The organism is Microcoleus vaginatus HSN003, from assembly GCF_022701255.1.
Classification (GTDB): domain Bacteria; phylum Cyanobacteriota; class Cyanobacteriia; order Cyanobacteriales; family Microcoleaceae; genus Microcoleus; species Microcoleus vaginatus_B.
The window spans coordinates 4,303,843-4,325,327 of record NZ_CP031705.1; the positions used below are offsets into that span (position 1 = coordinate 4,303,843).

Here is a 21,485-nt window from a genome sequence, read left to right on the forward strand (position 1 = left end):
GCCCTTTACTTTACATTTTCTTCTGAAATTCCTCAAGAACATCCATCAATTGAACTTGACACTGCATCGGAATCAAATCTGCCAGGGGCACTTCCCGCTTGCCGCCGCCCAACTTGACTGGAATTCCTTGCAAAACTTGTCCAACTTTGTCAGCATCTAAATTCCCATCTTCCAGCATCCGGTAAAGTTGTTCAGCAACAACTGTATGCAGGTGGGCATCATTGAGATACAAATGCCACTTGGCAATGTCAATGTAGACATTTTCGCCGATTTCGGCTGCTAAGGATTCGATCGCCTGTGTGGTATTAGCCATATCAAAAAAGCCAAAAGTTATTTGTTATCAATCAAAAGACTTAACAAATCGCCGCCAACTGCCTTCAACCAGAATCTTTGGTGAGGGGCGAATAATCGGCGATCGCAAAATGGTAAATCGCGTGGGCCAAAACTACTAGAGCCCATCCACCCGTTACCGAAATTGCCCAAGGCCAATCAGCCTTTTGCAAATTGTGAACAAACCACAAACCAGAATTGGTAGCAGAAAAAAGACCGACGTGGATAGCAAAATTCATCCGGTCATCTAAACGGCGATACTCTGGATCATTGCGATCGGGTTTGCGAGGCCAACGAGGAGGCATAGTTTTTCACTTGATATTAGTAGTTCTGTGCCTATTCTAATCATAATAAGTGCAGCTTTTTGTCTACATCCCTCTTTCGGCAGAAAATTTATGTCTCTAAATTTTCATAGTCCCCTGACTTGCCGCCGCTTTTGCTCACCAGTCGAATTGACTCAATGGCGATCGACTTTTCCAATCCTTTCGCCATATCATACAAAGTCAGCGCCGCCACCGAAACCGCCGTCAGCGCCTCCATTTCCACCCCTGTTTCCGCCTTAATTTTCACCGTCGCCCGAATTTGATACCCCGGCAACTCAGCATCCGCTATCACCTGCACCTCCACGCTACTCAGCGGTAGAGGGTGACACAGAGGAATCAAATGTGCAGTCTGTTTCGCCGCCATAATTCCAGCCAGCCTTGCAGTGCCCAACACATCACCCTTCGGCGCATTCCCCGCTTCAATCGCCGCAAACGTCTCCGGTAACATCCGCACCCGGCCAGCAGCCACAGCTTGTCGCACAGTCGGCACCTTCGCCGAAACGTCCACCATTTGGGCTTCCCCGCTGTTGTCGAGGTGAGTTAGCTGTGCCACATCGGGCAATTTAGAAAAAGTTTGCGAAAAGTCTTGCATTATTTTGGTAATGGTGTTACTGTTAGATTCTGTGAGAAAAGAACTTAATCAATTTTAGATTAAATCTGAACTCAACAGGGGCTTGTAGCTTAGTTGGATAGAGTGCATGGCTACGAACCATGAGGTCGGGGGTTCGAATCCCTCCAAGCCCACTACTAAAAGTTATGAATTTTGACTTTTGAGTTTTGAATTAAGAAATTAATTCAACTCACGACTTAAAACTCATAACTTTTTTAATTTGGTACGTTTACTGATTCAAAGCATAAATATCTTTGCCTCGACCGATCGCAAATTTCATCGAATTAGACAAGCCCTTGCTCGACAGAGTAATAAAAACCAGCAAAGCCAAGCCAGCGAGTCCAGCCGCAAAACCAAACATATTTCTGTAGCCAACTTGTTCAGCAACAAAGCCTAAAGTCGGCCCAGCAATCGCAATTCCCAAATCAAATCCGCCAATACAAAGCGAAAACAAGCGGCCTCTTTCATGAGGTTCACACCGATCAGACATCAGCGTTACCATCATCGGCAAAACAGTACCGCCCGCGCAACCTTCAACCAAAGCGGCGATTAAAAAAGCATTGCTGTTGTTAGCAAAATACAACAATAACATAGAGACGGCATAACAGATTAATCCGCCCGAAATAAACAAGCCGCGGCCGTATTTGTCCGAAGCCCGTCCCGTGAGCAACCGTATACCGAAACTGGCGATAGCGGCCGTAGAATAAAATAATCCCGGATTCAAATTAGCCTTCGTTTCTTGGATAAACAAAGGCATAAAAGTGCTCAAAGTTCCAAATACTAAACCAACCACCAATAACACTAAAGCCGGAATCCGCACTCTCGGATTCCAGAGCATTTTCCAGTATCTTTGGCTGTTTTTATCCTGAGATAGCGAGTCCAATTTTGTTAAATCTGCAAAATTAGGTTCCGCAACTTTGCAGGTAAAAAATATAGCCATTGCAGCGAAAGCCGCCGACATCGCAAACAAAGGAATATAACCAACCCAAGCTTGCACAAATCCGCCAATAGCCGGCCCAACTGCTAGACCAAGAGGATTCACCAAGCTCATGTAACCGATTAATTCGCCCCGCTTTCCTGGCGGCGATAAATCTGTTACCAAAGCGCTATAAGCGGTGGTAAAAGCGGCGATACTAATGCCGTGAAAAACGCGAATAAGTAATAGTAAGGGGATAGATTGAGCTAACAGGTAGCCCAAAGGGGCGATCGCAGCGACTGTCGCGCCTAGCAGCAAAACTTGTTTTCGCCCCCTGCTGTCGGCTATTTTACCCAACGGTGGCCTCGATAGCAAAAGTCCGATCGCAAATGCACCCATCACAAAGCCAATTTCCTGTTTTGTGCCGCCCACAAATTGAACGTACAGCGGCAAAGTTGGCAGCAGCGAAGCCAAACTTGACCAGAATAGCAGCCCTGCGGTGAATAAAGTCACCAAGCTGCGTCTGGGTTGGGGATCGATGTCCCTAAAAATATTCAAGATGCGAATTCCCTTTAAATCTTCTGAGTGCGCTCAAGCTGAGGTCGAGTGTATCTAGATCATTATGTTACAATTTCTTAATATTTGCAACAAAAAAACTTGATATTCTACTCACAGTCAACCGTGAACACTCAACATTCAACAGTCAGCATTCTTACCAATCAACCTCAGCCCTTTCCTCCACCACCCGTTCATAAACCCACTGGGTTTCTATCGCCAACTTCGGCCAACTAAACCGACGTTCCAAATCCTGAGAAGCATTGTCAACCAACCACTGCGCGTAACCCGGATTTTTGAGCACCTCCAAAATTCCCCAGGCCAAAGAATCCCGATTGTTTGCCTCAGTAACAACGCCAGTTTTCGTGTGCAGCACCACCTCTGGAAGTCCGCCCGCATCCGACACCACTACAGGCACTCTTGCAGCAAAGCTTTCTAACGCTACAATCCCAAAAGGTTCGTAAAGACTGGGGAAAACCGCACAGTCAGCCACCGTCTGGAATTTGTCGAGATGTTCCTCAAACATGAACCCAGTAAAATAACACTTATTCCAAATTCCTAAATGCCAAGCTAAGTGTTTGAGCTGGTCGGTATTGCCGCCGCCAACAATTACAATTTTTGCTTTACCCCCCATTTCCCAAATTACTTTAGGTGCAGCATTGAGAAATACAGCAATACCTTTTTCATAGCTAATTCTTCCTACATAATAGACAATTTTCTCATCATCAGCAGCAAACCTGCGGCGGAAATCCATCGCGTCAAATTCGTGCCACCGGGGCTTTTTATCTGGTCTAATTCCGTTGTAAATTACCTCTATTTTGTTCCACGGAGTCGATAGTACCCGTTCGGCTTCCCGCCGCATATAATCGCTGCAAACAATTACCCGCCAAGCATTGTAAGCGAGGTCGTTTTCCTTGGCGTTAATGTAGCGTTGCCCTTCATTGTGGATACCGTTGAAGCGCCCGTATTCGGTGGCGTGGATCGTGGCAATTAGCGGTACTTTAAAGGTGTGCTTGAGAGCGATCGCCGCATCTCCCACTAACCAATCGTGAGCGTGGATGATATCAAAGGGGCCTTCCTCCAGCATCAGTTTTCCGCCTTGGTGACCCATGCTTTGGTTGAGATTCGCCACCCAGTGAAAAAAGTCCCTAGCCTGCCCCACCAACACCCGATGCACCCGTATTCCTTCCACCACTTCGTACATCGGCGCGTGGCCGAACTCTACTGTAATTAAGTGAATTTCGTGGCCCAGCTTTATCAATTCAGGATACAGTTCCGCTACGTGGCGGGCGATACCGCCTACGATTCTGGGAGGAAACTCCCATGCCAATACCAAAATTTTCATCTTTCTTCCTCCAAATAATTCATATAACTTAATGTTTAGGATTAACAGATTTATTGTAGAATTATCATCCTCAAATTTGAGTTGATCGTAAGTTGATGCCCAATGCCTGACTTTTGGCAGCAACAAAGACAGAAAATCATGCCTAAACCTGGTTTTTGCACGAAATTGCTCGATCGCCATTGCTGCCAAAAAAACAGGTTTCCTCAAGATTTGGGCCACTGAAGGAAGCAATGGCGAGATCGTCTACCCTACCGTTTCTTCAAAATCGGCTCCAATTCGCCGCGAAAACGGGTCCAAGCAGCAGCCGATGCAGAATTAGAAGCAGCACCCTGACGCATCAAAATCGCGCCGTCTTCAAAGCCAACAATTCCGTACTCTCCAGATTTGGACATTCGATCGATCGCCGGTACGATATCCTGCAACTGTCCCCGTTCCGCCCGAAACGCAGCCTGATACTGCTGCAACTGCCAGATATCGGCAATTACATATTGCATCTTCACCGCCTTCCCCGCATCATTGCGGAGTTCAAACATCGGAAACCTGAGAATTTCCCGCCTGCTTGACAAAAGCGGCACAAGAGTATTCGTCGCTGCCACGCTAGCATCAGCAGGAATTTGAGCCAATAGCGGCCGCACTTGCAAAACGTGCTGCCATTGTCTGACGAGAGGAACCTGCACCCAAGGATCGATCGCATCGGGCAAAATCAAAGAAAAAGTCCGATTGGGGTTAGAAGTGAAGGTAAAAAATAGCGACAAGCAGATACAAAACGCCCAAAAGCGGCGAAAATTTGAAGATGAAGGCAGAGGAAATAAAGCAGAAGGAAAACGCAAAAATGTTCTTTCCTCTCTCACCATTCTATCTTCTTCCTTCTGACGCTCGGCCCACCACAGAATCGCCCCATAAAAAAGCCCTGGAACCACAGTCATCGCATAGCGGATATTAATCGCCAGCACCGATTGTCCTTTCGCTAAAAATAGCTTCAGCAACGGAAATCCAGCTATCATCCAAGACGCAGGCGCGAAAGCTGGAACCAAAGCTAATGGCAACCACTGGCCAAGCAGGTATCTAATCTTACCAAAAAACGGCGTAAATAACTGAGCCACCAACCGCCCGGGATTGCTCACCATTCCCCAAATAATTTCCAGAGTCGAAGCTTCATCTCCATCGGCATATTGACCGAATCGCTCCATCATAAACCGCTGAGATATATCAGCAGAAAACAAAGGCATAATCAGATTGGTCAGGACGATCATATAACCAAAACTGAGTATGCAGACGGCTAAACCAGTCCGAGGGTAGCGCCGGCTCAAAATCAGGTAAACTCCGACGCCAAATAAAACAACGCCCCCATCTTCTCGCACGGCCAAAATTAAAGTTGCCAGAATCCCAAACAAGGGCCACCAGCGCTTCTCCATCGCCAGCAGCAAGCCAAAGACATACAGCGGCATTTGACAAATATCGTGAAAATTACCCAAAGTCGGACCGATGACGGCGTTAGCGCAGTAATAGCTCACAACAATTGTCGCCGACAGCCTTGGTTCCAGATAGTGTCTGGCGAGAAGCCAGAGCACTCCTCCAGCCGCCGTAATTAAAGTCACCTGCAACACAGTCAAAGTGACGGGCGAGGGAAACAGCGAGTAAATTGGCAGCCACAGCATCAGCGCGGGGGTGAAATGCTGCCCCAACCGGTAGTAAGATACTTCCGGGAGCTGATTTTGGTGAACCACATTAGTGGACAAAGCCGAAGAGAGGGAACTCTCAAACAAGTGACCCCGAGTGCCGTTCCAAAAAAGTTGATTGAAAATGCCTTGGTCGTAAGTAGCGTAAAAGCTGTAGTAGCGGTGCAGCGTCAGCAACAGGCACAGCACAAAAAAGGCCGCCGCCACTTGAACCACCACCCGCAGCGACTCATTTTTCTTCCATCTCAAAAATATCATCTGCCCGCCGTAATGAAATTATCGGACAATAGCATAAATCTAAAGTAAGTATTAAATTAAAGTAGAAGTGAAATAACTCGGCTCGGCAATGCTCAATTATTTTCACCCGATCGAAAAGCTCAACAGCGTCCATCCAACACCCGGCACCAGCGGCACTGACTGTTCTCCCGAACAGCAGGTCAATTCCCCACCGCTTTTACAGCTTTTGCTTTTTGTAGACAAGCGTTCCTCTTCCCGGGAACAGACTAGACACATCCGCAAGTCCCTCAAGGATTTGAAAGCAGACTGCGACTTTGAGCTTCAAATCATCGACGTAGGAGAACAGCCCGATTTAGCCGAACACTTTAAACTTGTAGCCACTCCCTCGCTGCTCAAAATTCATCCAGATCCGCGACAAACTCTCGCCGGCAGCAATTTAATCGCCCAACTCGAACACTGGTGGCCCCGCTGGAAGCGTTCTGTAGAAGAATACGCAGCTCAGCAGCAGTCAGCCGCAGCACTTACTGAAACTTTGACTGACCCAAAACCCATCTATTCCGTTGCTTGCGCCGCCGAACTTGTGCAGCTTTCCGATGAAGTTTTTCGCCTCAAACAGGAAAAAGAACACCTGCAAGAGCAGTTGCAGTTGAAAGACCGGATTATTGCGATGCTAGCCCACGACTTGCGAAATCCCTTGACGGCGGCATCTTTGGCTTTGGAGACTTTGGAGTCAAGTCAGAAGGTGAAAGAGGGGGAAAAGTCGCGTTTGACACCGAGTCTGGCGGCTCATTTGATGAAACAAGCCCGCCGCCAAATCCGAATTGTCGATCGTATGATTACAGATATCCTGCAAGCAGCCCGGGGTACAAACGCTCAACTCCACATTGAACCAAAAAGAATCGAACTGGGGGCGATTTGTCAAGATGTAATCATGCAGTTTCAAGACAAATTTCAGGCGAAAAGTCTGAACTTAGAAACAGACATTCCCACAGATTTGCCCTTGGTTTATGCCGATCCCGATCGCATCAAACAAGTCATGGTCAACCTGCTTGACAACGCCAGCAAGTACACGCCAGACCAAGGAATTGTTAATCTTTCAATTCTCCACCGCACCGCTTACAAAGTTCAAGTCAGCATTTGCAACAGCGGCCCGGGAATTCCTGAAGAAGATTGCGCGAGCATTTTTGAAGACAGCTTTCGCTTGCAGCGAGATAAATCAACAGACGGTTACGGCATTGGACTGTCTCTGTGTCAAGGTATCATCCGCGCCCACTACGGTCAAATTTGGGTAGACTCTGTACCGGATAGAGGCAGTTGTTTTCACTTTACTCTGCCGGTTCAAAAATAAAAGTTAACTTTTATTTGTCCGTTAACAGTGGTCAGTGGTCAGTAGCCACGGAATTTGATATTCTATCAAGTCCGGTCGATTGACCATGATTAAGATTTTGCCTCTGGCCACCAATAGAAATGAGTCAAACCACTGATTAGCTGTTTGAGATTTAAGGGTTTTTGACATCGCTCAAATAACACTGCTTCTAATTCATCTAAGCTCTTAAAACAGCGATTGGCTATCGGTTCATTTGTCAGTGGCCATAACCTTTCTGCTGGTTGCAGTTGGGGCGAGTGTGAAGGCAGACAATACAAATGTATCCCGTCGGGGATTTTCACGCTTTCACGCTCAGTGCCATCCAGCTCCGTCTACTACTAAAATTACTCTTTTTTTCGGCCCCACTTTCCAATGTCGGGCAAAATCTTCTAACACTCGCTCAAAAAGCTGGCTATTGACAAATGGCAGTATCTACCAATAAGTTTCTCCCGTACTCGGATGTACTTTCGCCGTATAACCATAACCATTGAAACCGCCAGTTAACAACAGCAGTAGCATTACTAACCCTCTTTTGTCACTCTCGTGGTAGTATAAGCAGTAACACACCCCAAAAGCATTGCCAATCCTATGGTAGAGCCTCGTCAACCAGTACCCACAGTCAAATTTATAGATGAATACTGTCAAATTTACCAAAACATATTTCCAGAAGTTAGGAGCTTTGAAGCTTTTAAGTACTTACATGTCGGTATGATATCGGACATAAAACGCAAAACCCTACCATCAATAGCGAAAGTTATAGGGCTAGATAATCATCAAGCATTACACCATTTTTTAACACAATCACCTTGGGATGTAAAAGAATTAAGTCAGCAACGATTAGAATTAATATTATATGTACTTCAAGGGCGTCCAATAGTACTAATAATTGATGAGACAGGAGATAAAAAAAAGGGGAATGCGACTGATTATGTAAAACGGCAGTACATTGGAAATTTAGGTAAAACAGATAATGGTATCGTTGCAGTTACAGCGTATGGTGTTTTATCTGGTCTGACTTTTCCTCTATTATTTGAAGTTTATAAACCGAGAGAAAGACTGCAACCAGGAGATGAATATCTAACTAAACCTGAAATTGCCGCGAAAATGCTCAAACAATTGCGTGCGATGGGATTTAAATTTAATCTTGTCCTAGCAGATAGTTTATACGGAGAGAGTAGTAAAAATTTTATTCAAATACTAGAGGGATTGAATCTAAATTTTATTGTGGCAATTCGCTCTAACCACAAAGCCTGGGGAGTTACAGACGCGAAAGTCAAATATTCAAAGTGGCAAAGATTCAAACGTGTCTTCTCAGATTTAAGCTCGGAATACAGATATATAAGAGAGATTTTTTGTGGTGATAATCCGGAAATTAAATATTGGCAAATCACAACTGATAAAGAGGAGCTGCCCAAAAACACTACTTGGTATGTAATGAGTAAATTTCCCAACATTACACCCCGAGAAGTAGGTAATTTTTATGGTTTAAGAACTTGGGTAGAATATGGTTTGAAGCAAAGTAAAAACGAATTAGGATGGGCAGATTTTCGCCTAACTAATTACCCACAAATAGAAAAATGGTGGGAAATTATTTTTAGCGCTTATTTGATGGTTAGTCTCCACTCTGAACAACTGCTAAAATTACCACCACAATCTGAATCTAATTTTTCATCACATCCTTGGTGGGATCAAGGAAATGGGTGGAAGAATATTCTTAACAACCTCCGTTTAATACTTCAACCATTTGTACTATTTAACTTTATTAAACCTTGGCTACGAGTTTTTACTATTCCTAAGTTATCCGAGGGCTTTTTTCAACTTCAAATGCTTGTCAATAATTTAACTCGTTCAATTTTTCAAAACCTCAATATCCCTTATTTCCAGTTTTCCTCTGCGTAGAGTGACCAAAGAGGGCTAAACTCATCGACCCATTCTCGCCTCAAAACAGGTTTCAATCAAGCAACGATGTTCGTCCATTGACCAGACTTCTACGTCGCTTTCTAGGTTCTCCTTCTTGATTTTCTTGACGAACTGACCCAGATTTTTTTTTCCATTCCTCTTGTTCGAGGAGATCTGATTCCTGATGTTCCGGACGAGGAACTCTCAATCGAAACTTCATTGACTTCAAATATTCCCATCCTCGTTGACGAGAGACTTTGTAACCTTTGAGTTCACTCATCCAGTCTGCCACTTTACGACCATTCCACAGCCCGCCATCCGGGGGTGGCTGCTGTAGAACTTGCCATAGCTGAGCTTGTTCTAGATCATTGAGCAGAGGATCGTGATCGCGATTTTGGCCACGCTGATCTCCAAGAGATTCTGGTCCTAAATGGTTGTATCCCCACACTAATTCATAAATCCAACCGCGACTATAACCTGTCACTGCCATCACTTCTGCGGTGGTTTTTCCGCTCGCTAACAGCCAAATAATTTGATAATGATGGACACAAGTGGGCGTTTTGGCCTGACGGAAACGAGCCTGTAGCTCTTCTACACTCAGATGAGGTGCGATCGTAATTCGTTTTGGCATTCTTGATCTGACGCGGTTGTGTTTCTCAAGATTATATCATGGTTAATCGACCGGACATGATATTACAACTCAACTTTTCCGCAGTGCAGCAATAATCTGTGCGTTTGCCTTGGGAAAAGTAAATTGGTCAATTTCGTCGAGTGTCACCCAGCGAATTTCATCGCATTCGATCGTTTGCGGTTCCCCGCTGACGTGGCGGCAGTGGTGCACGTATAGTCTAACTGTAAATTTAGTGTAGTCGTGGTCAATTGTAATCAAGCGATCGCCAACTTCTACGACAATCCCCAACTCCTCCATAATTTCCCGTTTTATGCAAGCTTCTATTGTTTCCCCAGGCTCTATTTTTCCGCCCGGAAACTCCCAGAAACCCCCGTGCAGTCCATGTTGTCGGCGCTTGTCAATCAAAATTTGTTGGCGATCGTTCCAGATTGCAGCAACGCCGATAACTTTGTGGGCAACAGGAGAAACAGACATATTAATTAGGAATTGGGAATGGGGAATTGGGTATTGGGAATTTAAGAATAATATCAATAATTATTCAATTATTTAATCTAAAATCTAAAATCTAAAATTTAAAATCTAAAATTTAAAATCTAAAATATTGAGCCCCCATCTTGCGAGGGGGGGCTTGACACTTGGATTACTTAAATGTTAAGAATCTACTAATCGTCCGAGCCATGTCTCTCACTGGCTTGTATGGACTTTTCAAAAGTCATTCGCTGTTCGGCATTTTTGAGAAAATAACCGCTAATCATAGCTGAGGCGAGCAATCTACCCAAATGTTCGCGACTGGTAGTCACTGTCACCCCGAAGTGTTCCGAAGGCAAATTACCCAATAGTCCAACAATATTGCGCTCCATTACTTGAAACACTTCGTGAGAAGTCGGCTTAGACAACTGAGAAACTGTGTCGGGAGCCATTGACTGCACGTATTGCCATAATAAGTTGGCATTTTCTCCGTCTTCTTCAAAGAATTCTGGGGATTTATTAGATGAGTTGCTCACGAGTACCTCCGTTTCAGAGACAGCTTGTTATGTTAGACGCGGGCAGTTAAATTAAATAACCCTTATCTGATCGCTGCTGATCTTTATTACTAAGTAATTACTAATGTAGCAGGACAGTCATAGCAACCAAGTGGGCACAACCGAATTAAAAGCGGCGGTTTTTACGATTTTAGATTGGGGATTGCAAGTGGGGGGGACCCGATCGCCAATCCCCAATCTAGCTAGCTGGCTAGATAATCGTTGATATCTTGCTTGCGCTTGCGGAGTTTGGTCAAAGCTTCCCGTTCTATTTGGCGCACTCGTTCCCGACTGATGTTGAGACGATCGCCTATTTTTGCCAAAGTTAAGGTTTGCCCGTCTTCTAAACCAAACCGCAAGGCGAGCACTTCTCGCTGTTGCTGAGTCAGTTCCGCCATCAGGTGGTCTAAGTCAGTCCGCAGGGAAGATTGCAGGGCAAAATCTTCCGGGGTAGTACCCGTATCTTCCAACAAATCGCCCAACTCTGTATCTTGATTGTCTCCCACGCGCAAGTCCAGGGAAAGTGGCAGGCGCGCGCGATCGAGATATTCGCGAATCTGTTTGGGAGTCAATTCTAGCTCTGATGCCAATTCAGCAGCCGTGGCCGCGCGACCAAGCTGTTGAGCAAGTTGGCGCTGAGCCTTTTTAATTTTGTTGAGCTTTTCGGTAATGTGGATCGGTAAGCGGATGGTGCGACCTTTTTCGGCGATGGCCCGAGTAATTGCCTGACGAATCCACCAATAAGCATAAGTCGAAAATCTGTAGCCCTTAGTCGGGTCAAATTTTTCTACTCCCCGCTGCATCCCGATCGTGCCTTCCTGAATTAGATCCAGTAAATCTACGTTGCGCTTGATATATTTCTTGGCAACAGACACTACCAGGCGGAGATTCGCTTCCACCATTTGGCGCTTAGCCCTTTCCCCGTGCTCGATCGTCCGCTGCAACTGTGCCTCAGACAGCCCAACTGCCTGTGCCCATTCAGCCGCCGTCGGGTCGCGGCCTAACTCTTCGGCTAAAATATTTTTCTCCTGATGCAGTGCGGTTGAGCGCTGTACCTGTTTCCCGTAGAGTATTTCTTGCTCATGGGTTAACAAGGGAACGCGGCCGATTTCCCGCAAGTAAGCGCGAACAGAATCTGTATCTGAGGACTTAAGAGTTTTCATGAGCTTTTCCCGCTGAGGATCTGTGCCTCTAAAGGTTTGCGGTAGTCGCAAACCCCTAGCTTTAGCTGGGAAGGAAAGCGGGCGGGGACTTGCGCTTTCCTTCCATTTAAAGAGGCTTAATTTTATGGTAGCTAGCTACTACTCCCAGTCAGCACCGTCTCAGGTTAGGTTTTGGTTGGGGCGTGCACAATACTACGTTATGTTAAGAATCTTAACATTTGTGAGAGCAGTTGCCTACACTTCTTCATATTTATTTCATGCCAGCCTGAACTGTTGATACGAGAGTACCCGCTTTCCTAGCTTTCAAGTTTGCATCAATATAAACAAAATCCGCCACATCTCAGAGGGGTAGATGGGGAGATGGGGAGAGGGGGAGATGGGAGAGGATTTGATCCTTTTGGCACAGTGCAAGTAAAAAATACAAAAAATACAATTAAAATGCCCAACAGCTTTTCAATACCCTGAATGTCAGGAACCTCAGCTATCAGGCATGAGGCTTGAAAGAGAAATCTAACAAGCCATCCTGACCAGCCTAAGTCTTAACTGACTACGTTTTTTGAGTCACGACACCGGGCGGATGCGAAGCTAGTCCCCTGCTCTGTCGCTAGTAGTTAAACAACTTTAAGGTCACTCTCGGTAGTGCTGCTAGCCTCACAAGCTCAGAAAACCTTGGCGAAGCTAACTTTACCCCAGAAATGGGAGTTTGAGGCAACCATACCTCATCGGAGGGGCAACCATACCCCTCCACCCCGCGAGGGGATTTAAATTAATGTAAAGCCGTGCTAAGTAGCTAGACAAAATTAATTACATAGTTTTCTCCAAATTCTTTCAGGATTTTTTCCACAGATGTAACAAAAGTTCCCCAACTCTTGTAAGCAGATATCTCAATCCATTCATACTTAATAAACCGCCATTTAATTTCAATTAAATTTAATTCAGGAGAGTAAGAAGGCAACTCAAAAAGAGTAATATTACGTTGTTTCCACTCTTCAAGTTTGTCAACAATAGCATCACTGGTATGAATAGAAGCTTGATCTGTGACAATTACCGTTGGCTTATGTACTGCGGGTAAAAAAGCATCAATACAGGCAATAACTACATCTGAATTAATACTTTGAGATGAAATATAAGTTTCAAGATGGTTATTTCGATTCATGATTCCTAGTACATTCATTCGCTGACTACGACGACTAGGAATTGTTAAATATTCTCCGATATCCTGCCAGCCATAGGGGACACAAGGAATCATACAAAATCCCGTTTCATCCAAGTAATATAAATCAATCTTACCCTCATCATCCAATTGTTTTAATTCTTCTAATTGCGCCTTTTTATCTTGATATTCTTGGGCTGGAGGCTTTTGATCAACTCCTTTACGCATACGATGCCAACTCATCTTCAGCATTTTTAGTATTCTTTGAATTGTTTTTATACTCGGACTTATCCCCCAGGCTTCTTGAACTTTTTGGCTAACCTTTTTTAATTGCCTTGGTTCTTGTTTGGCCCACTCTTTGATTTGGGCTTTCTGCGAAGAGTTAAAGAGTGCCTTAGCACCTCTTCCTGGTTTATTATAAAGTCCTATTATTCCCTCTAATTCCCACCGATTGAACCAGTTGTAGAGTGTCTTATAACTTATTCTAAAAATATTTATTAACTCTCCTTTTTTTACTCCTTGCGAAGCTAATATGAGGCAATGTGCTCTCTGACGTACCTGATGATGTCGGCTTTGGCGATGAATTCGAGTCGAGCAATTTAGACGAAAGAGGATTTATTTCCCTGATAAACAGCATATGAAATTCTAATTAACTCATAATTTTGCTGGGAATATCATTTTACTATGTATTTGTGTAATTAATTCTGTCTAACTACTTAAAAGCACGGGGTTTCTACCCATTTTTCTGATGAAGTTACAGATATTGATGAACCTGCCCCAACAGATAATTACTAATGACTTCTTTGCCGTTGAGCTTCATACATGATGAGGGCTGCGGCGATCGACACATTTAAAGATTCTACGCCCCGACTCAGGGGAATTTGGATTTGTCGATCGGCCAAACTCCTCAATTCTTCCGACAAACCAGAGCCTTCGTTGCCCAAAACTATCAGAGTCGGCACTCGCAAATCTACTTCCCAATAACTTAAACTGGCCCCGGCGACGGTTGCTAAAATTTGCATTCCTCGATTTTTATAGGCGGAGACTTCCGCCGTTAAATCTGGACTGACTGCCATTGGCAGCTTAAACCAAGCTCCTGCTGAGGCGCGCAGCACTTTTGGATGGTCTAAATCGGCGCTGTCTGCGCTCAGCAGCAAACCGTCGGCATTAGCAGCCGCAGCCGTGCGGACGATCGCCCCCAAGTTGCCGGGATCTTGGATGGTTTCTAGGGCTATTCCTAAAGTTGACAATTTTGCGGGTGCTGTTGCGGTGCGGGGTGCGGTGGCGACAATGCCGTCGGGTTGGACTGTAGTGGCGATCGACTCTAACACTTTTGCACTTACTAATTCTGTGCGATCGGCTAAATTACCAACTTGCTCCCAAAGTTCCCCGTGCTGTTCCAGCCATTCGGGAGTGCAGCAAACCGTTGCTAGCGGGTATTTGGCAGCGCAAGCTTCTTCGAGTAAGTGCGTCCCTTCGAGTAAAAATAATTGTTGTTCCCTGCGTCCCTTCGAGCTGTGCAGCTTGCGAATTTCTTTAACTAGGGGGTTTTGAATACTTGTCAGCATTGTTTAATTAAGCAGAGCGAATGGGGTTATTGCCTTTACCGGGTTAACCCCAAACTTCCTTCTGCCTTTGGAATGCGGAACCCGGGACTTGAACCCGGAAGGCTTGCACCACATGAACCTGAATCATGCGCGTCTACCAATTCCGCCAGTTCCGCATCGGTCACGAATTAATACTTTGCCATATGTTCGCGAATCTGTCAAGTGTTTTGGGGAATTTATTTTTTTGTGGGCTGCGAGTAATATTTTGCACAAATTACTGTTCGGGTTGAGAAATGCTATAGTTTCGAGGATTTACTGTTAGCCAAACATCGCAAAACGCTGTGTAGTTGAGTAGGGTGCCTCAGAGCGCGTCCGGTTATTAATAATCCACAAGCTTCGATCTGACGCACCCTACGGGATTTGCTGAAAAAATGGGAATCTAATCGGCCAAATCGGGGAAAACCTCGCGCACGGCCGGATGCACCAATCGGTGATTCTGCACGTTCAATCCCTTCGCCAAACTCGGATTCATTTCCAAAGCTTTAATCCCGTTATTTGCCAACTGCAAAACATAAGGCAAAGTGCTGTTATTCAAAGCTTGAGTCGCAGTCCAAGGCACGGCACCGGGCATATTCGGCACGCCGTAATGCACGACTCCTTCCTCAACATAAGTAGGATTTGTGTGAGAAGTTACCCGCAAAGTTTCCACGCAGCCGCCTTGGTCAACGGCTACGTCAACAATCACAGAACCGGGGTGCATCTTGGCAACAAATTCGCGAGAAACCAGCACCGGAGCTTTTTTACCTAAGACCAAAACTGCACCGATTAACAAATCAGCATCGGGGATAACTGCTTCTATTTGCAAAGGACTGCTGTAGAGGTATTCTACTCTGGAACCGAACAGAGTTTCCAAGTAGGCTAAGCGATCGACATTTACGTCTAATATCTGCACTCTCGCGCCCATTCCTACAGCAATTCGCGCTGCTTCTGTGCCGACGATGCCGCCGCCCAAAATCACAACTTTACCCGGTCTTACCCCCGGTACGCCGCCCAAAAGTACGCCCCGGCCGCCTTGCTGTCGTTCCAGAAACCGAGCTCCGAACTGCACGGCCAAACGCCCTGCAATAATACTCATCGGCGTCAGCAGCGGCAATTTTCTGTCCGGGAGTTCGACGGTTTCGTAGGCGATGGCCTGGACTCCGCTATTGATTAAATGCTCGGTTAATGTGCGATCGGCTGCCAAGTGCAAATATGTAAACAGCAACTGCTCTTTTTGAATCAGCGGATACTCAGCAGGCAGCGGTTCCTTAACTTTAACAATTAGTTCGCGATTCCAGACATCAGCAGGCTTTAAGACAATCTTAGCCCCTGCTTCAACGTAGTCCTCGTCCGCGAAACCGGCCCCAGCACCAGCATTCGTTTCGACGAAAACTACGTGGCCTTTGTCCGAACAAGCCCGGACACTTGTGGGACTGAGCCCGACTCGAAACTCCAAATCCTTGATTTCCTTGGGGACGCCTATTTCCATCTATAACCTCTAATCTCAGCCATACGTAGATCGAATCTAACCTAAAAACCATCCCCAGCGGGACAATACTCTTGTAGATTTTAGATTTGGCAATCCGGCTGGGCTAGGAGAATTTTTGTGGGATTTTCCGCCAGTGCGATCGCAATTTCCCAAATTGATCGTTTTCCATCAAGTCGATCGTCTTTTTAGCTTGTTCCTACTTTATTTGATATCCGTGGTCGGCATTGATATACATTCCGTCAAGATACTCGTAAGGAAAGCTACTTAAAATGGTTAAATAATTCCCTTCGGGAAGCTCTATATTGACTTTTTATACCCCCTTTTTTTTATGTTTTTTTGGTGACTTACTTTTTCTTTAAAGGACTCCAAATTATTATCAATGAGGTGCAGTTTTTGGGGCTTGGTAAGAGAAATAATTTTTTCTGCCCGCCCGTATTGAGTACCCACCTCAGCAACCATACTATCTTTAGATCTTCCAACATCTTCGCCAGACTTTCAACTAACTAGGTAGGTGCAAATGAACTTTTGACATTTGGGGAAACTTATCTGCTAAAAAAAATGGTCAAAATCTTAACAAACAGCCCTAAACGGTATAAAGTAGATGGTGGTTCTATAGATTTGCTTAGAAAAAAACTAACTTATAGAGAGTTTGCTGTCAATATAATTGAGCGGTCACTTATAATTTAACAGGCATAACTCGCCCCCTATCTAAACCAATGCCACGCATACCTACCTTAACATTCGATCGCGGAACGCTACTGCTACACCCGCCGCCCAAAGGCAGAGACTGGGTGGATTTTGCCACTTGGGACGATCGCGTGGAAAAATACCGCATTCGAGCCATTCACTACCGCCCGCTGGTAGAATGCCTCCAAGCCGAGTGCATTCACTTCACCGACGAAGCTAGGGGATACGAACTACTCGAACTCGTACCCAGCGTGGAAATGCAGCCTTACCCACATCAAGAACAGGCCCTCGTAGCTTGGCAGGAAGCAGGAAGCCAAGGAGTAGTCGTACTCCCCACCGCTTCCGGCAAAACTTATCTGGCACAATTAGCGATGCAAGTCACTGGTCGCAGTACATTAATTGTAGTACCAACTCTCGATTTAATGCACCAGTGGTATGCTAATTTAAAGGCAGCTTTTCCCGACATCGAAATCGGATTGTTGGGCGGAGGTTCGCGGGACAAAACGCCAATTTTAGTGGCAACCTACGACAGTGCAAGTATTCATGCAGAAACCTTGGGCAATAAATACGGTTTGCTGGTTTTTGACGAATGCCATCATTTGCCAACGGACTTTTATCGAGTAATTTCCGAATATGCGATCGCACCTTTTCGACTCGGACTGACAGCTACACCCGATCGCACAGATGGCCGGCACAGCGATTTGCATTTTCTGATCGGCCCGACAGTATTTAGCAAAAGACCAGAAGATTTGGCAGGCGATGCTTTAGCCGACCATAAAATAGTTCAAATTATGGTAAAACTGTCAACAGAAGAAACCGACCGCTACGCCGAATTAATCAACATTCGCAACGACTTCTTAAAACAGTCTAACATCAGAATATCCAGCCTCGAAGGTTGGAAACAGTTTATCATGGCAAGCGCGCGATCGCCCCTGGGACGGCGCGCCATGCTAGCCCACCGCCAAGCTAAAGAAATCGCGCTTTGTACCGAAGGAAAACTGCGAGTTTTAGCCCAAATACTAGCAGAACACTCTCCCCAGCGCACCCTAATTTTTACCGGAGACAACGCCACAGTTTACCGAATTTCCCAAGAATTTCTCATCCCCACAATTACCCACCAAACCCCAGTCAAAGAACGCCACGAAATCCTCGATCGCTTTCGCAGCGGCGAATACAAAACCCTCGTCGCCTCCCACGTTCTCAACGAAGGAGTGGACGTTCCCGACGCCAGAATTGCTATCATATTGTCAGGGACTGGCAGCGAACGCGAATACATTCAGCGATTGGGTAGAGTTCTCCGCAAAAGCAGCGATGTAAATAAGTTAGCAATTCTCTATGAAGTCGTCACGGAAGACACCAGCGAAGAAAGAACTTCTCAACGCCGCAGAGGAGGAATGCAGCCTCACAAACCCCAACCACAAACACAAATAGAACCGCCAAAGCCAGAATATGAGAAATTAGAAACTGTCAAACCGACACCCATTTACGGAGTCAACCGAGAGACAACCAAAAAAGCAGCAGAATCACCCGCCAAATGGGGAGAAGACAATGATGAAATTCCCTGGTAGCAAGCCTAAATAAGTTAGTTGTGGGATGGGTAGTCTTAGCGAAAAGATGGCTAGATAATTAAATCACTCCTAGGTCTATTTAAAAACTACAATCTACAATCGATTTACGGAGTCAACCGAGAGGCGACTAAAAAGCAGCCGCATCGCCAGCAAAATGGGGAGAAAAAAAATGATGATTATAAGGAAGATTGAAGATTGCCAAAGTAGAGTATAATCTCAATATCAACTAATTTACATTACTAAGAATGAGCGAAACTGCACAACTAAGTAACTTTAAAGTCTTCCCCAAACATACAGGAGTTTGGGAGGGAGACTGGGCAATACTCGATGCCGACTGCAAGGAAACCGTGCGTTTTACAGCAGTGTTAACCCAGAAAATAGTTGATAACGAGTGGAGGCAAACTAACGTTCAAACTTATGCCAATGGCAAGAGTGAAACCCAAAATTTTGTGGGTCATGTTGTCGGCGAAGGGCAAGTGCAAATTGAAAGTCCCGACTCGGTTTTTTCCAACTACAAGACACTTGCGACAGAAGTTGGAGATAATTTGATAATTTTTCAAATATGGGACAAAGCAACTGGCATTCTGAGGGCGGTTGAAACCATCAATCTTGTCAGTTCCGATCGGCGAATTCGGACTACCCAAAGCTTGACAGAAGAGGGAAAACTTAGGGGAGTTATGGTGATTGTTGAACAAAAAATTGAGTAAAACTTTTCACTGCTTATGCTACCCACTGATTTATTAAGTCACCGCCAAAACGGGGAATCAATCGTCCCGCTACGCCTCAAGATAGATGCTAAAAACTTAGAAGCAGCTACCGAAATGATCAACTGCTTCCAAGAGTCGATCGGCAAAACCCAAGGCGAGCTCGACGGACGCTTGTTAGAATTAGAAGGCGACAGCCCGGATTATCGGCTGAAAAGGGGATTAGCGCACCTGCTGAAAGGCGGTTTCTCTACGTTGGAAGTCATCAGTCCCCTAGAACCCTCAGAGTTGAGACAGCGGGTTTTTGCATTGTCAGCGCGATCGACTCCCAGCCCTCAATCCACCCAATTAACCCTGGAAAAAGTAGCCAGTGAACTCAGCCAAGAGTTAAACAGAGAAGTTTTTCCTCACGAAATCACTACAGGTTTATACGCCGATTTAAACGAAAACAAAATCCTCACTGAGTTTAATCCACCAACTCCCGAAAACTTGCTTCACAAATACAATCTTTCTCAAGTTCAAGGCATATTTTACCGAGCAAGTCAAGTCCAATTAACCGCCCACCGCAACGATCCAGGAGAATACAAACTCTTATTTCGCTATCTGAAACTATTTCAATTAATGACTTACATCGAAGGCGATGCAGACCACGGTTTTACACTGACAATAGACGGCCCTACAAGCTTATTCAAACCCAGCACCCGCTACGGCTTAGCCCTGGCGAAAATGCTACCGGCACTGCTGCACGTCACGAAATGGAGTATGCACTCGACACTGCACACAAAAGACCCTTTTAGTGGCGTTTTGAAAACAGGTAAATTCACCCTAGATTCCGACTGCGGTTTAGTCAGCCACTATCCCCCTGGCAAGCCTTATGATAGTATGTTAGAAGCCGCCTTTGCTGAAAGATGGAATTCCACAAAAACCGAGTGGCAACTAGAGCGAGAAGTTGATTTAATTCCGATTCCAGGTAGTGTGATGATTCCCGACTTTCGGTTGGTGCATCCCGACGGGCGAGTATTTTTATTAGAAATAGTTGGCTATTGGCGGCCGGAGTATTTGCAAAAGAAATTTGCCCAAGTACAGAAGTCTGAATGCGATAACTTGATTTTAGCTATTTCCGAACGGCTGAATTTAGAAAAAGCGGGGGTGAATGTAAATGATGTGCCAGCAAAAGTAGTCTGGTTTAAAGATAAATTGCTGCCGAAATCAGTGCTGGAAATTCTCGAATAGTAAGTTATTCTGCATTTCAAATTAACTTTTAGGGCGGGCTAGAAGCCCACCCCACAAGAGTTTAAAGAAAAATAAATCTACTGTTTTCTGTCTCTCTCTGCGCCCTCTGCGCCCTCTGCGGTTCAAAAAAATCCTCCTCAAAAAATATCGCACATTCCCAGCTATACTAAAATGAGAATATCGCCGAATCCTTGCCACCGCTTACTCTCACCCTAAAATTGATTGAAAAATGGCAGACACAAGTATTGTCGAAAGAATCAAAAAGCTTTTAGCCCTCGCCACCTCATCCAATGAAAACGAATCGACTGCGGCGGCCGAAAAAGCTTCCCTTTTACTGGCACAGTACAATCTCAGCCTCGCGGATTTAGGGCCAAATCACCAAGAAGAGATTGACGAAAACTCTGTTGAAACAACATCGAAGTTTGTCACTTGGAAAATGATGCTGCTTTCGGGAATTGCCGACGCTAACGGGTGCGAAGCCATGCGAAATACTTATACGGGCAGTATGTTTTTGGTGGGAACTTCTACTAACCTGATTGTTTGCAAACATCTGTACGAGTATTTGAGTTCTGCGATTGAAAAAAGGGCTAAATACCGCAAAGGAAACGGGAGGGGATTGGCGTATCTGAATGCTTTTCGGGTTGGATGCGCGACGAGGTTGAGACAAAGATTGTTGGAACAAAAACAGGAGATGGAAGAGTCGGGGATTCCGGGTTCGGGGGATGTGGCGGCGACTCCAGGGATTGTAGTGCGATCGATGTTTGAGAGAAATCAACAGGCGATCGCGGATTATCTAGAGGGCCGAGGGGCTAAAGTTAAAACCAGAAGTAGTTCTCAAGTCAGCAGCGCGGCGGGTTTTAATTCGGGGTATGAAGTGGGCGACAAAATTAGTTTGCACAAGCAAGTGCAGCCGCAAGGGGATATGAAACAACTTAATGAAAGTCTTTGACTAGGGCGTGCGGTCGTGAAAATCAGCTTCCTAGGTGTAA

19 protein-coding genes, 2 tRNA genes and 1 pseudogene are annotated in these 21,485 nt (G+C 45.4%); 7 read left to right on the forward strand and 15 right to left on the reverse strand.

What is annotated here, in order from left to right; all coding sequences use genetic code 11:
• Nucleotides 1-10: 10 nt before the first annotated feature.
• From D0A37_RS18655 to moaC, 3 genes are all read right to left on the reverse strand, one after another.
• Entirely contained in the window at nt 11-313 is a 303-nt protein-coding gene (locus tag D0A37_RS18655; RefSeq protein WP_242716573.1) for a DUF3181 family protein, read from the reverse strand.
• Between the two features lie 64 nt (nt 314-377).
• Nucleotides 378-635 carry a 2TM domain-containing protein gene (locus D0A37_RS18660; RefSeq protein ID WP_006633890.1) on the reverse strand — a complete coding sequence of 86 codons (258 nt, stop codon included), beginning with the start codon at nt 633-635 and terminating at the stop codon, nt 378-380.
• 88 nt (nt 636-723) lie between these two features.
• A complete protein-coding gene (gene moaC, locus D0A37_RS18665) occupies nt 724-1,245 on the reverse strand; it encodes a cyclic pyranopterin monophosphate synthase MoaC (protein WP_242716574.1) in 522 nt (173 codons plus the stop codon).
• A gap of 78 nt (nt 1,246-1,323) precedes the next feature.
• On the opposite strand from moaC, the gene D0A37_RS18670 reads away from it, so the two are divergent.
• Nucleotides 1,324-1,397: transfer RNA gene (locus D0A37_RS18670), tRNA-Arg, on the forward strand.
• Nucleotides 1,398-1,492: 95 nt separating this feature from the next.
• Here D0A37_RS18670 and D0A37_RS18675 read toward each other — a convergent pair.
• The 3 genes from D0A37_RS18675 to D0A37_RS18685 all read right to left on the reverse strand — a co-directional run bounded on the left by D0A37_RS18675 (nt 1,493) and on the right by D0A37_RS18685 (nt 6,016).
• A complete protein-coding gene (locus tag D0A37_RS18675; protein ID WP_242716575.1) occupies nt 1,493-2,737 on the reverse strand; it encodes an MFS transporter in 1,245 nt (414 codons plus the stop codon).
• A gap of 154 nt (nt 2,738-2,891) precedes the next feature.
• On the reverse strand, nt 2,892-4,079 hold the full coding sequence (locus D0A37_RS18680) for a glycosyltransferase family 4 protein (RefSeq protein WP_242716576.1): 1,188 nt from the start codon (nt 4,077-4,079) through the stop codon (nt 2,892-2,894).
• A gap of 248 nt (nt 4,080-4,327) precedes the next feature.
• Nucleotides 4,328-6,016 carry a DUF2079 domain-containing protein gene (locus D0A37_RS18685; protein WP_242716577.1) on the reverse strand — a complete coding sequence of 563 codons (1,689 nt, stop codon included), beginning with the start codon at nt 6,014-6,016 and terminating at the stop codon, nt 4,328-4,330.
• A gap of 88 nt (nt 6,017-6,104) precedes the next feature.
• On the opposite strand from D0A37_RS18685, the gene D0A37_RS18690 reads away from it, so the two are divergent.
• Complete coding sequence (locus D0A37_RS18690) at nt 6,105-7,343, forward strand: histidine kinase (protein WP_242716578.1); 1,239 nt, start codon at nt 6,105-6,107, stop codon at nt 7,341-7,343.
• Between the two features lie 89 nt (nt 7,344-7,432).
• On the opposite strand, the pseudogene D0A37_RS18695 reads toward D0A37_RS18690, so the two are convergent.
• Nucleotides 7,433-7,872 (reverse strand): annotated as a pseudogene (locus D0A37_RS18695) (transposase); the annotation flags it as partial.
• 77 nt (nt 7,873-7,949) lie between these two features.
• On the opposite strand from D0A37_RS18695, the gene D0A37_RS18700 reads away from it, so the two are divergent.
• Nucleotides 7,950-9,260 carry an IS701 family transposase gene (locus D0A37_RS18700; RefSeq protein WP_242716580.1) on the forward strand — a complete coding sequence of 437 codons (1,311 nt, stop codon included), beginning with the start codon at nt 7,950-7,952 and terminating at the stop codon, nt 9,258-9,260.
• Nucleotides 9,261-9,312: 52 nt separating this feature from the next.
• Here D0A37_RS18700 and D0A37_RS18705 read toward each other — a convergent pair whose 3' ends face one another.
• From D0A37_RS18705 to ald, 8 genes are all read right to left on the reverse strand, one after another.
• Complete coding sequence (locus tag D0A37_RS18705) at nt 9,313-9,891, reverse strand: winged helix-turn-helix domain-containing protein (RefSeq protein WP_242716582.1); 579 nt, start codon at nt 9,889-9,891, stop codon at nt 9,313-9,315.
• A gap of 69 nt (nt 9,892-9,960) precedes the next feature.
• Nucleotides 9,961-10,365 carry an 8-oxo-dGTP diphosphatase MutT gene (gene mutT, locus D0A37_RS18710; RefSeq protein ID WP_242716584.1) on the reverse strand — a complete coding sequence of 135 codons (405 nt, stop codon included), beginning with the start codon at nt 10,363-10,365 and terminating at the stop codon, nt 9,961-9,963.
• A gap of 188 nt (nt 10,366-10,553) precedes the next feature.
• On the reverse strand, nt 10,554-10,895 hold the full coding sequence (locus D0A37_RS18715; RefSeq protein ID WP_172187001.1) for a DUF760 domain-containing protein: 342 nt from the start codon (nt 10,893-10,895) through the stop codon (nt 10,554-10,556).
• A gap of 221 nt (nt 10,896-11,116) precedes the next feature.
• Nucleotides 11,117-12,076 (reverse strand): RNA polymerase sigma factor, RpoD/SigA family, encoded by a 960-nt coding sequence (locus D0A37_RS18720; protein ID WP_190661889.1) that lies wholly within the window; start codon nt 12,074-12,076, stop codon nt 11,117-11,119.
• A 790-nt stretch (nt 12,077-12,866) separates the two neighbouring features.
• A protein-coding gene (locus tag D0A37_RS18725; RefSeq protein WP_242716586.1) for an IS630 family transposase occupies nt 12,867-13,866 on the reverse strand; the annotation gives its coding sequence in 2 pieces (ribosomal slippage) (nt 12,867-13,817 and nt 13,819-13,866; 999 coding nt in all).
• Between the two features lie 154 nt (nt 13,867-14,020).
• Nucleotides 14,021-14,797, reverse strand: a complete 777-nt coding sequence (locus D0A37_RS18730) for a TrmH family RNA methyltransferase (RefSeq protein WP_242716588.1) — start codon at nt 14,795-14,797, stop codon at nt 14,021-14,023.
• Nucleotides 14,798-14,870: 73 nt separating this feature from the next.
• Nucleotides 14,871-14,952, reverse strand: a tRNA-Leu gene (locus D0A37_RS18735).
• 263 nt (nt 14,953-15,215) lie between these two features.
• Entirely contained in the window at nt 15,216-16,304 is a 1,089-nt protein-coding gene (ald, locus tag D0A37_RS18740; RefSeq protein WP_242716590.1) for an alanine dehydrogenase, read from the reverse strand.
• 716 nt (nt 16,305-17,020) lie between these two features.
• Here ald and D0A37_RS18745 point away from each other — a divergent pair.
• From D0A37_RS18745 to D0A37_RS18760, 4 genes are all read left to right on the forward strand, one after another.
• Nucleotides 17,021-18,559: a DEAD/DEAH box helicase family protein gene (locus D0A37_RS18745; RefSeq protein WP_242716592.1), complete on the forward strand. Its 1,539-nt coding sequence runs from the start codon at nt 17,021-17,023 to the stop codon at nt 18,557-18,559.
• Nucleotides 18,560-18,804: 245 nt separating this feature from the next.
• Nucleotides 18,805-19,266, forward strand: a complete 462-nt coding sequence (locus tag D0A37_RS18750; RefSeq protein WP_242716593.1) for a hypothetical protein — start codon at nt 18,805-18,807, stop codon at nt 19,264-19,266.
• Nucleotides 19,267-19,281: 15 nt separating this feature from the next.
• The gene (locus tag D0A37_RS18755; RefSeq protein WP_242716594.1) at nt 19,282-20,496 is read left to right on the forward strand and encodes a DUF790 family protein; all 1,215 of its coding nucleotides are present in this window, start codon (nt 19,282-19,284) and stop codon (nt 20,494-20,496) included.
• 229 nt (nt 20,497-20,725) lie between these two features.
• Nucleotides 20,726-21,445, forward strand: a complete 720-nt coding sequence (locus D0A37_RS18760) for a DUF2786 domain-containing protein (RefSeq protein WP_242716595.1) — start codon at nt 20,726-20,728, stop codon at nt 21,443-21,445.
• Nucleotides 21,446-21,485: the final 40 nt, after the last annotated feature.

Excerpts from the sequence above, each read along its gene's own strand:
- D0A37_RS18655 (WP_242716573.1), bottom strand. The coding sequence starts at position 313 with ATGGCTAATACCACACAGGCGATCGAATCCTTAGCAGCCGAAATCGGC.
- D0A37_RS18660 (WP_006633890.1), bottom strand. The coding sequence starts at position 635 with ATGCCTCCTCGTTGGCCTCGCAAACCCGATCGCAATGATCCAGAGTAT.
- moaC (WP_242716574.1), bottom strand. The coding sequence starts at position 1,245 with ATGCAAGACTTTTCGCAAACTTTTTCTAAATTGCCCGATGTGGCACAG.
- D0A37_RS18680 (WP_242716576.1), bottom strand. The coding sequence starts at position 4,079 with ATGAAAATTTTGGTATTGGCATGGGAGTTTCCTCCCAGAATCGTAGGC.
- D0A37_RS18685 (WP_242716577.1), bottom strand. The coding sequence starts at position 6,016 with ATGATATTTTTGAGATGGAAGAAAAATGAGTCGCTGCGGGTGGTGGTT.
- D0A37_RS18690 (WP_242716578.1), top strand. The coding sequence starts at position 6,105 with ATGCTCAATTATTTTCACCCGATCGAAAAGCTCAACAGCGTCCATCCA.
- D0A37_RS18700 (WP_242716580.1), top strand. The coding sequence starts at position 7,950 with ATGGTAGAGCCTCGTCAACCAGTACCCACAGTCAAATTTATAGATGAA.
- D0A37_RS18705 (WP_242716582.1), bottom strand. The coding sequence starts at position 9,891 with ATGCCAAAACGAATTACGATCGCACCTCATCTGAGTGTAGAAGAGCTA.
- mutT (WP_242716584.1), bottom strand. The coding sequence starts at position 10,365 with ATGTCTGTTTCTCCTGTTGCCCACAAAGTTATCGGCGTTGCTGCAATC.
- D0A37_RS18720 (WP_190661889.1), bottom strand. The coding sequence starts at position 12,076 with ATGAAAACTCTTAAGTCCTCAGATACAGATTCTGTTCGCGCTTACTTG.
- D0A37_RS18730 (WP_242716588.1), bottom strand. The coding sequence starts at position 14,797 with ATGCTGACAAGTATTCAAAACCCCCTAGTTAAAGAAATTCGCAAGCTG.
- ald (WP_242716590.1), bottom strand. The coding sequence starts at position 16,304 with ATGGAAATAGGCGTCCCCAAGGAAATCAAGGATTTGGAGTTTCGAGTC.
- D0A37_RS18745 (WP_242716592.1), top strand. The coding sequence starts at position 17,021 with ATGCCACGCATACCTACCTTAACATTCGATCGCGGAACGCTACTGCTA.
- D0A37_RS18750 (WP_242716593.1), top strand. The coding sequence starts at position 18,805 with ATGAGCGAAACTGCACAACTAAGTAACTTTAAAGTCTTCCCCAAACAT.
- D0A37_RS18755 (WP_242716594.1), top strand. The coding sequence starts at position 19,282 with ATGCTACCCACTGATTTATTAAGTCACCGCCAAAACGGGGAATCAATC.
- D0A37_RS18760 (WP_242716595.1), top strand. The coding sequence starts at position 20,726 with ATGGCAGACACAAGTATTGTCGAAAGAATCAAAAAGCTTTTAGCCCTC.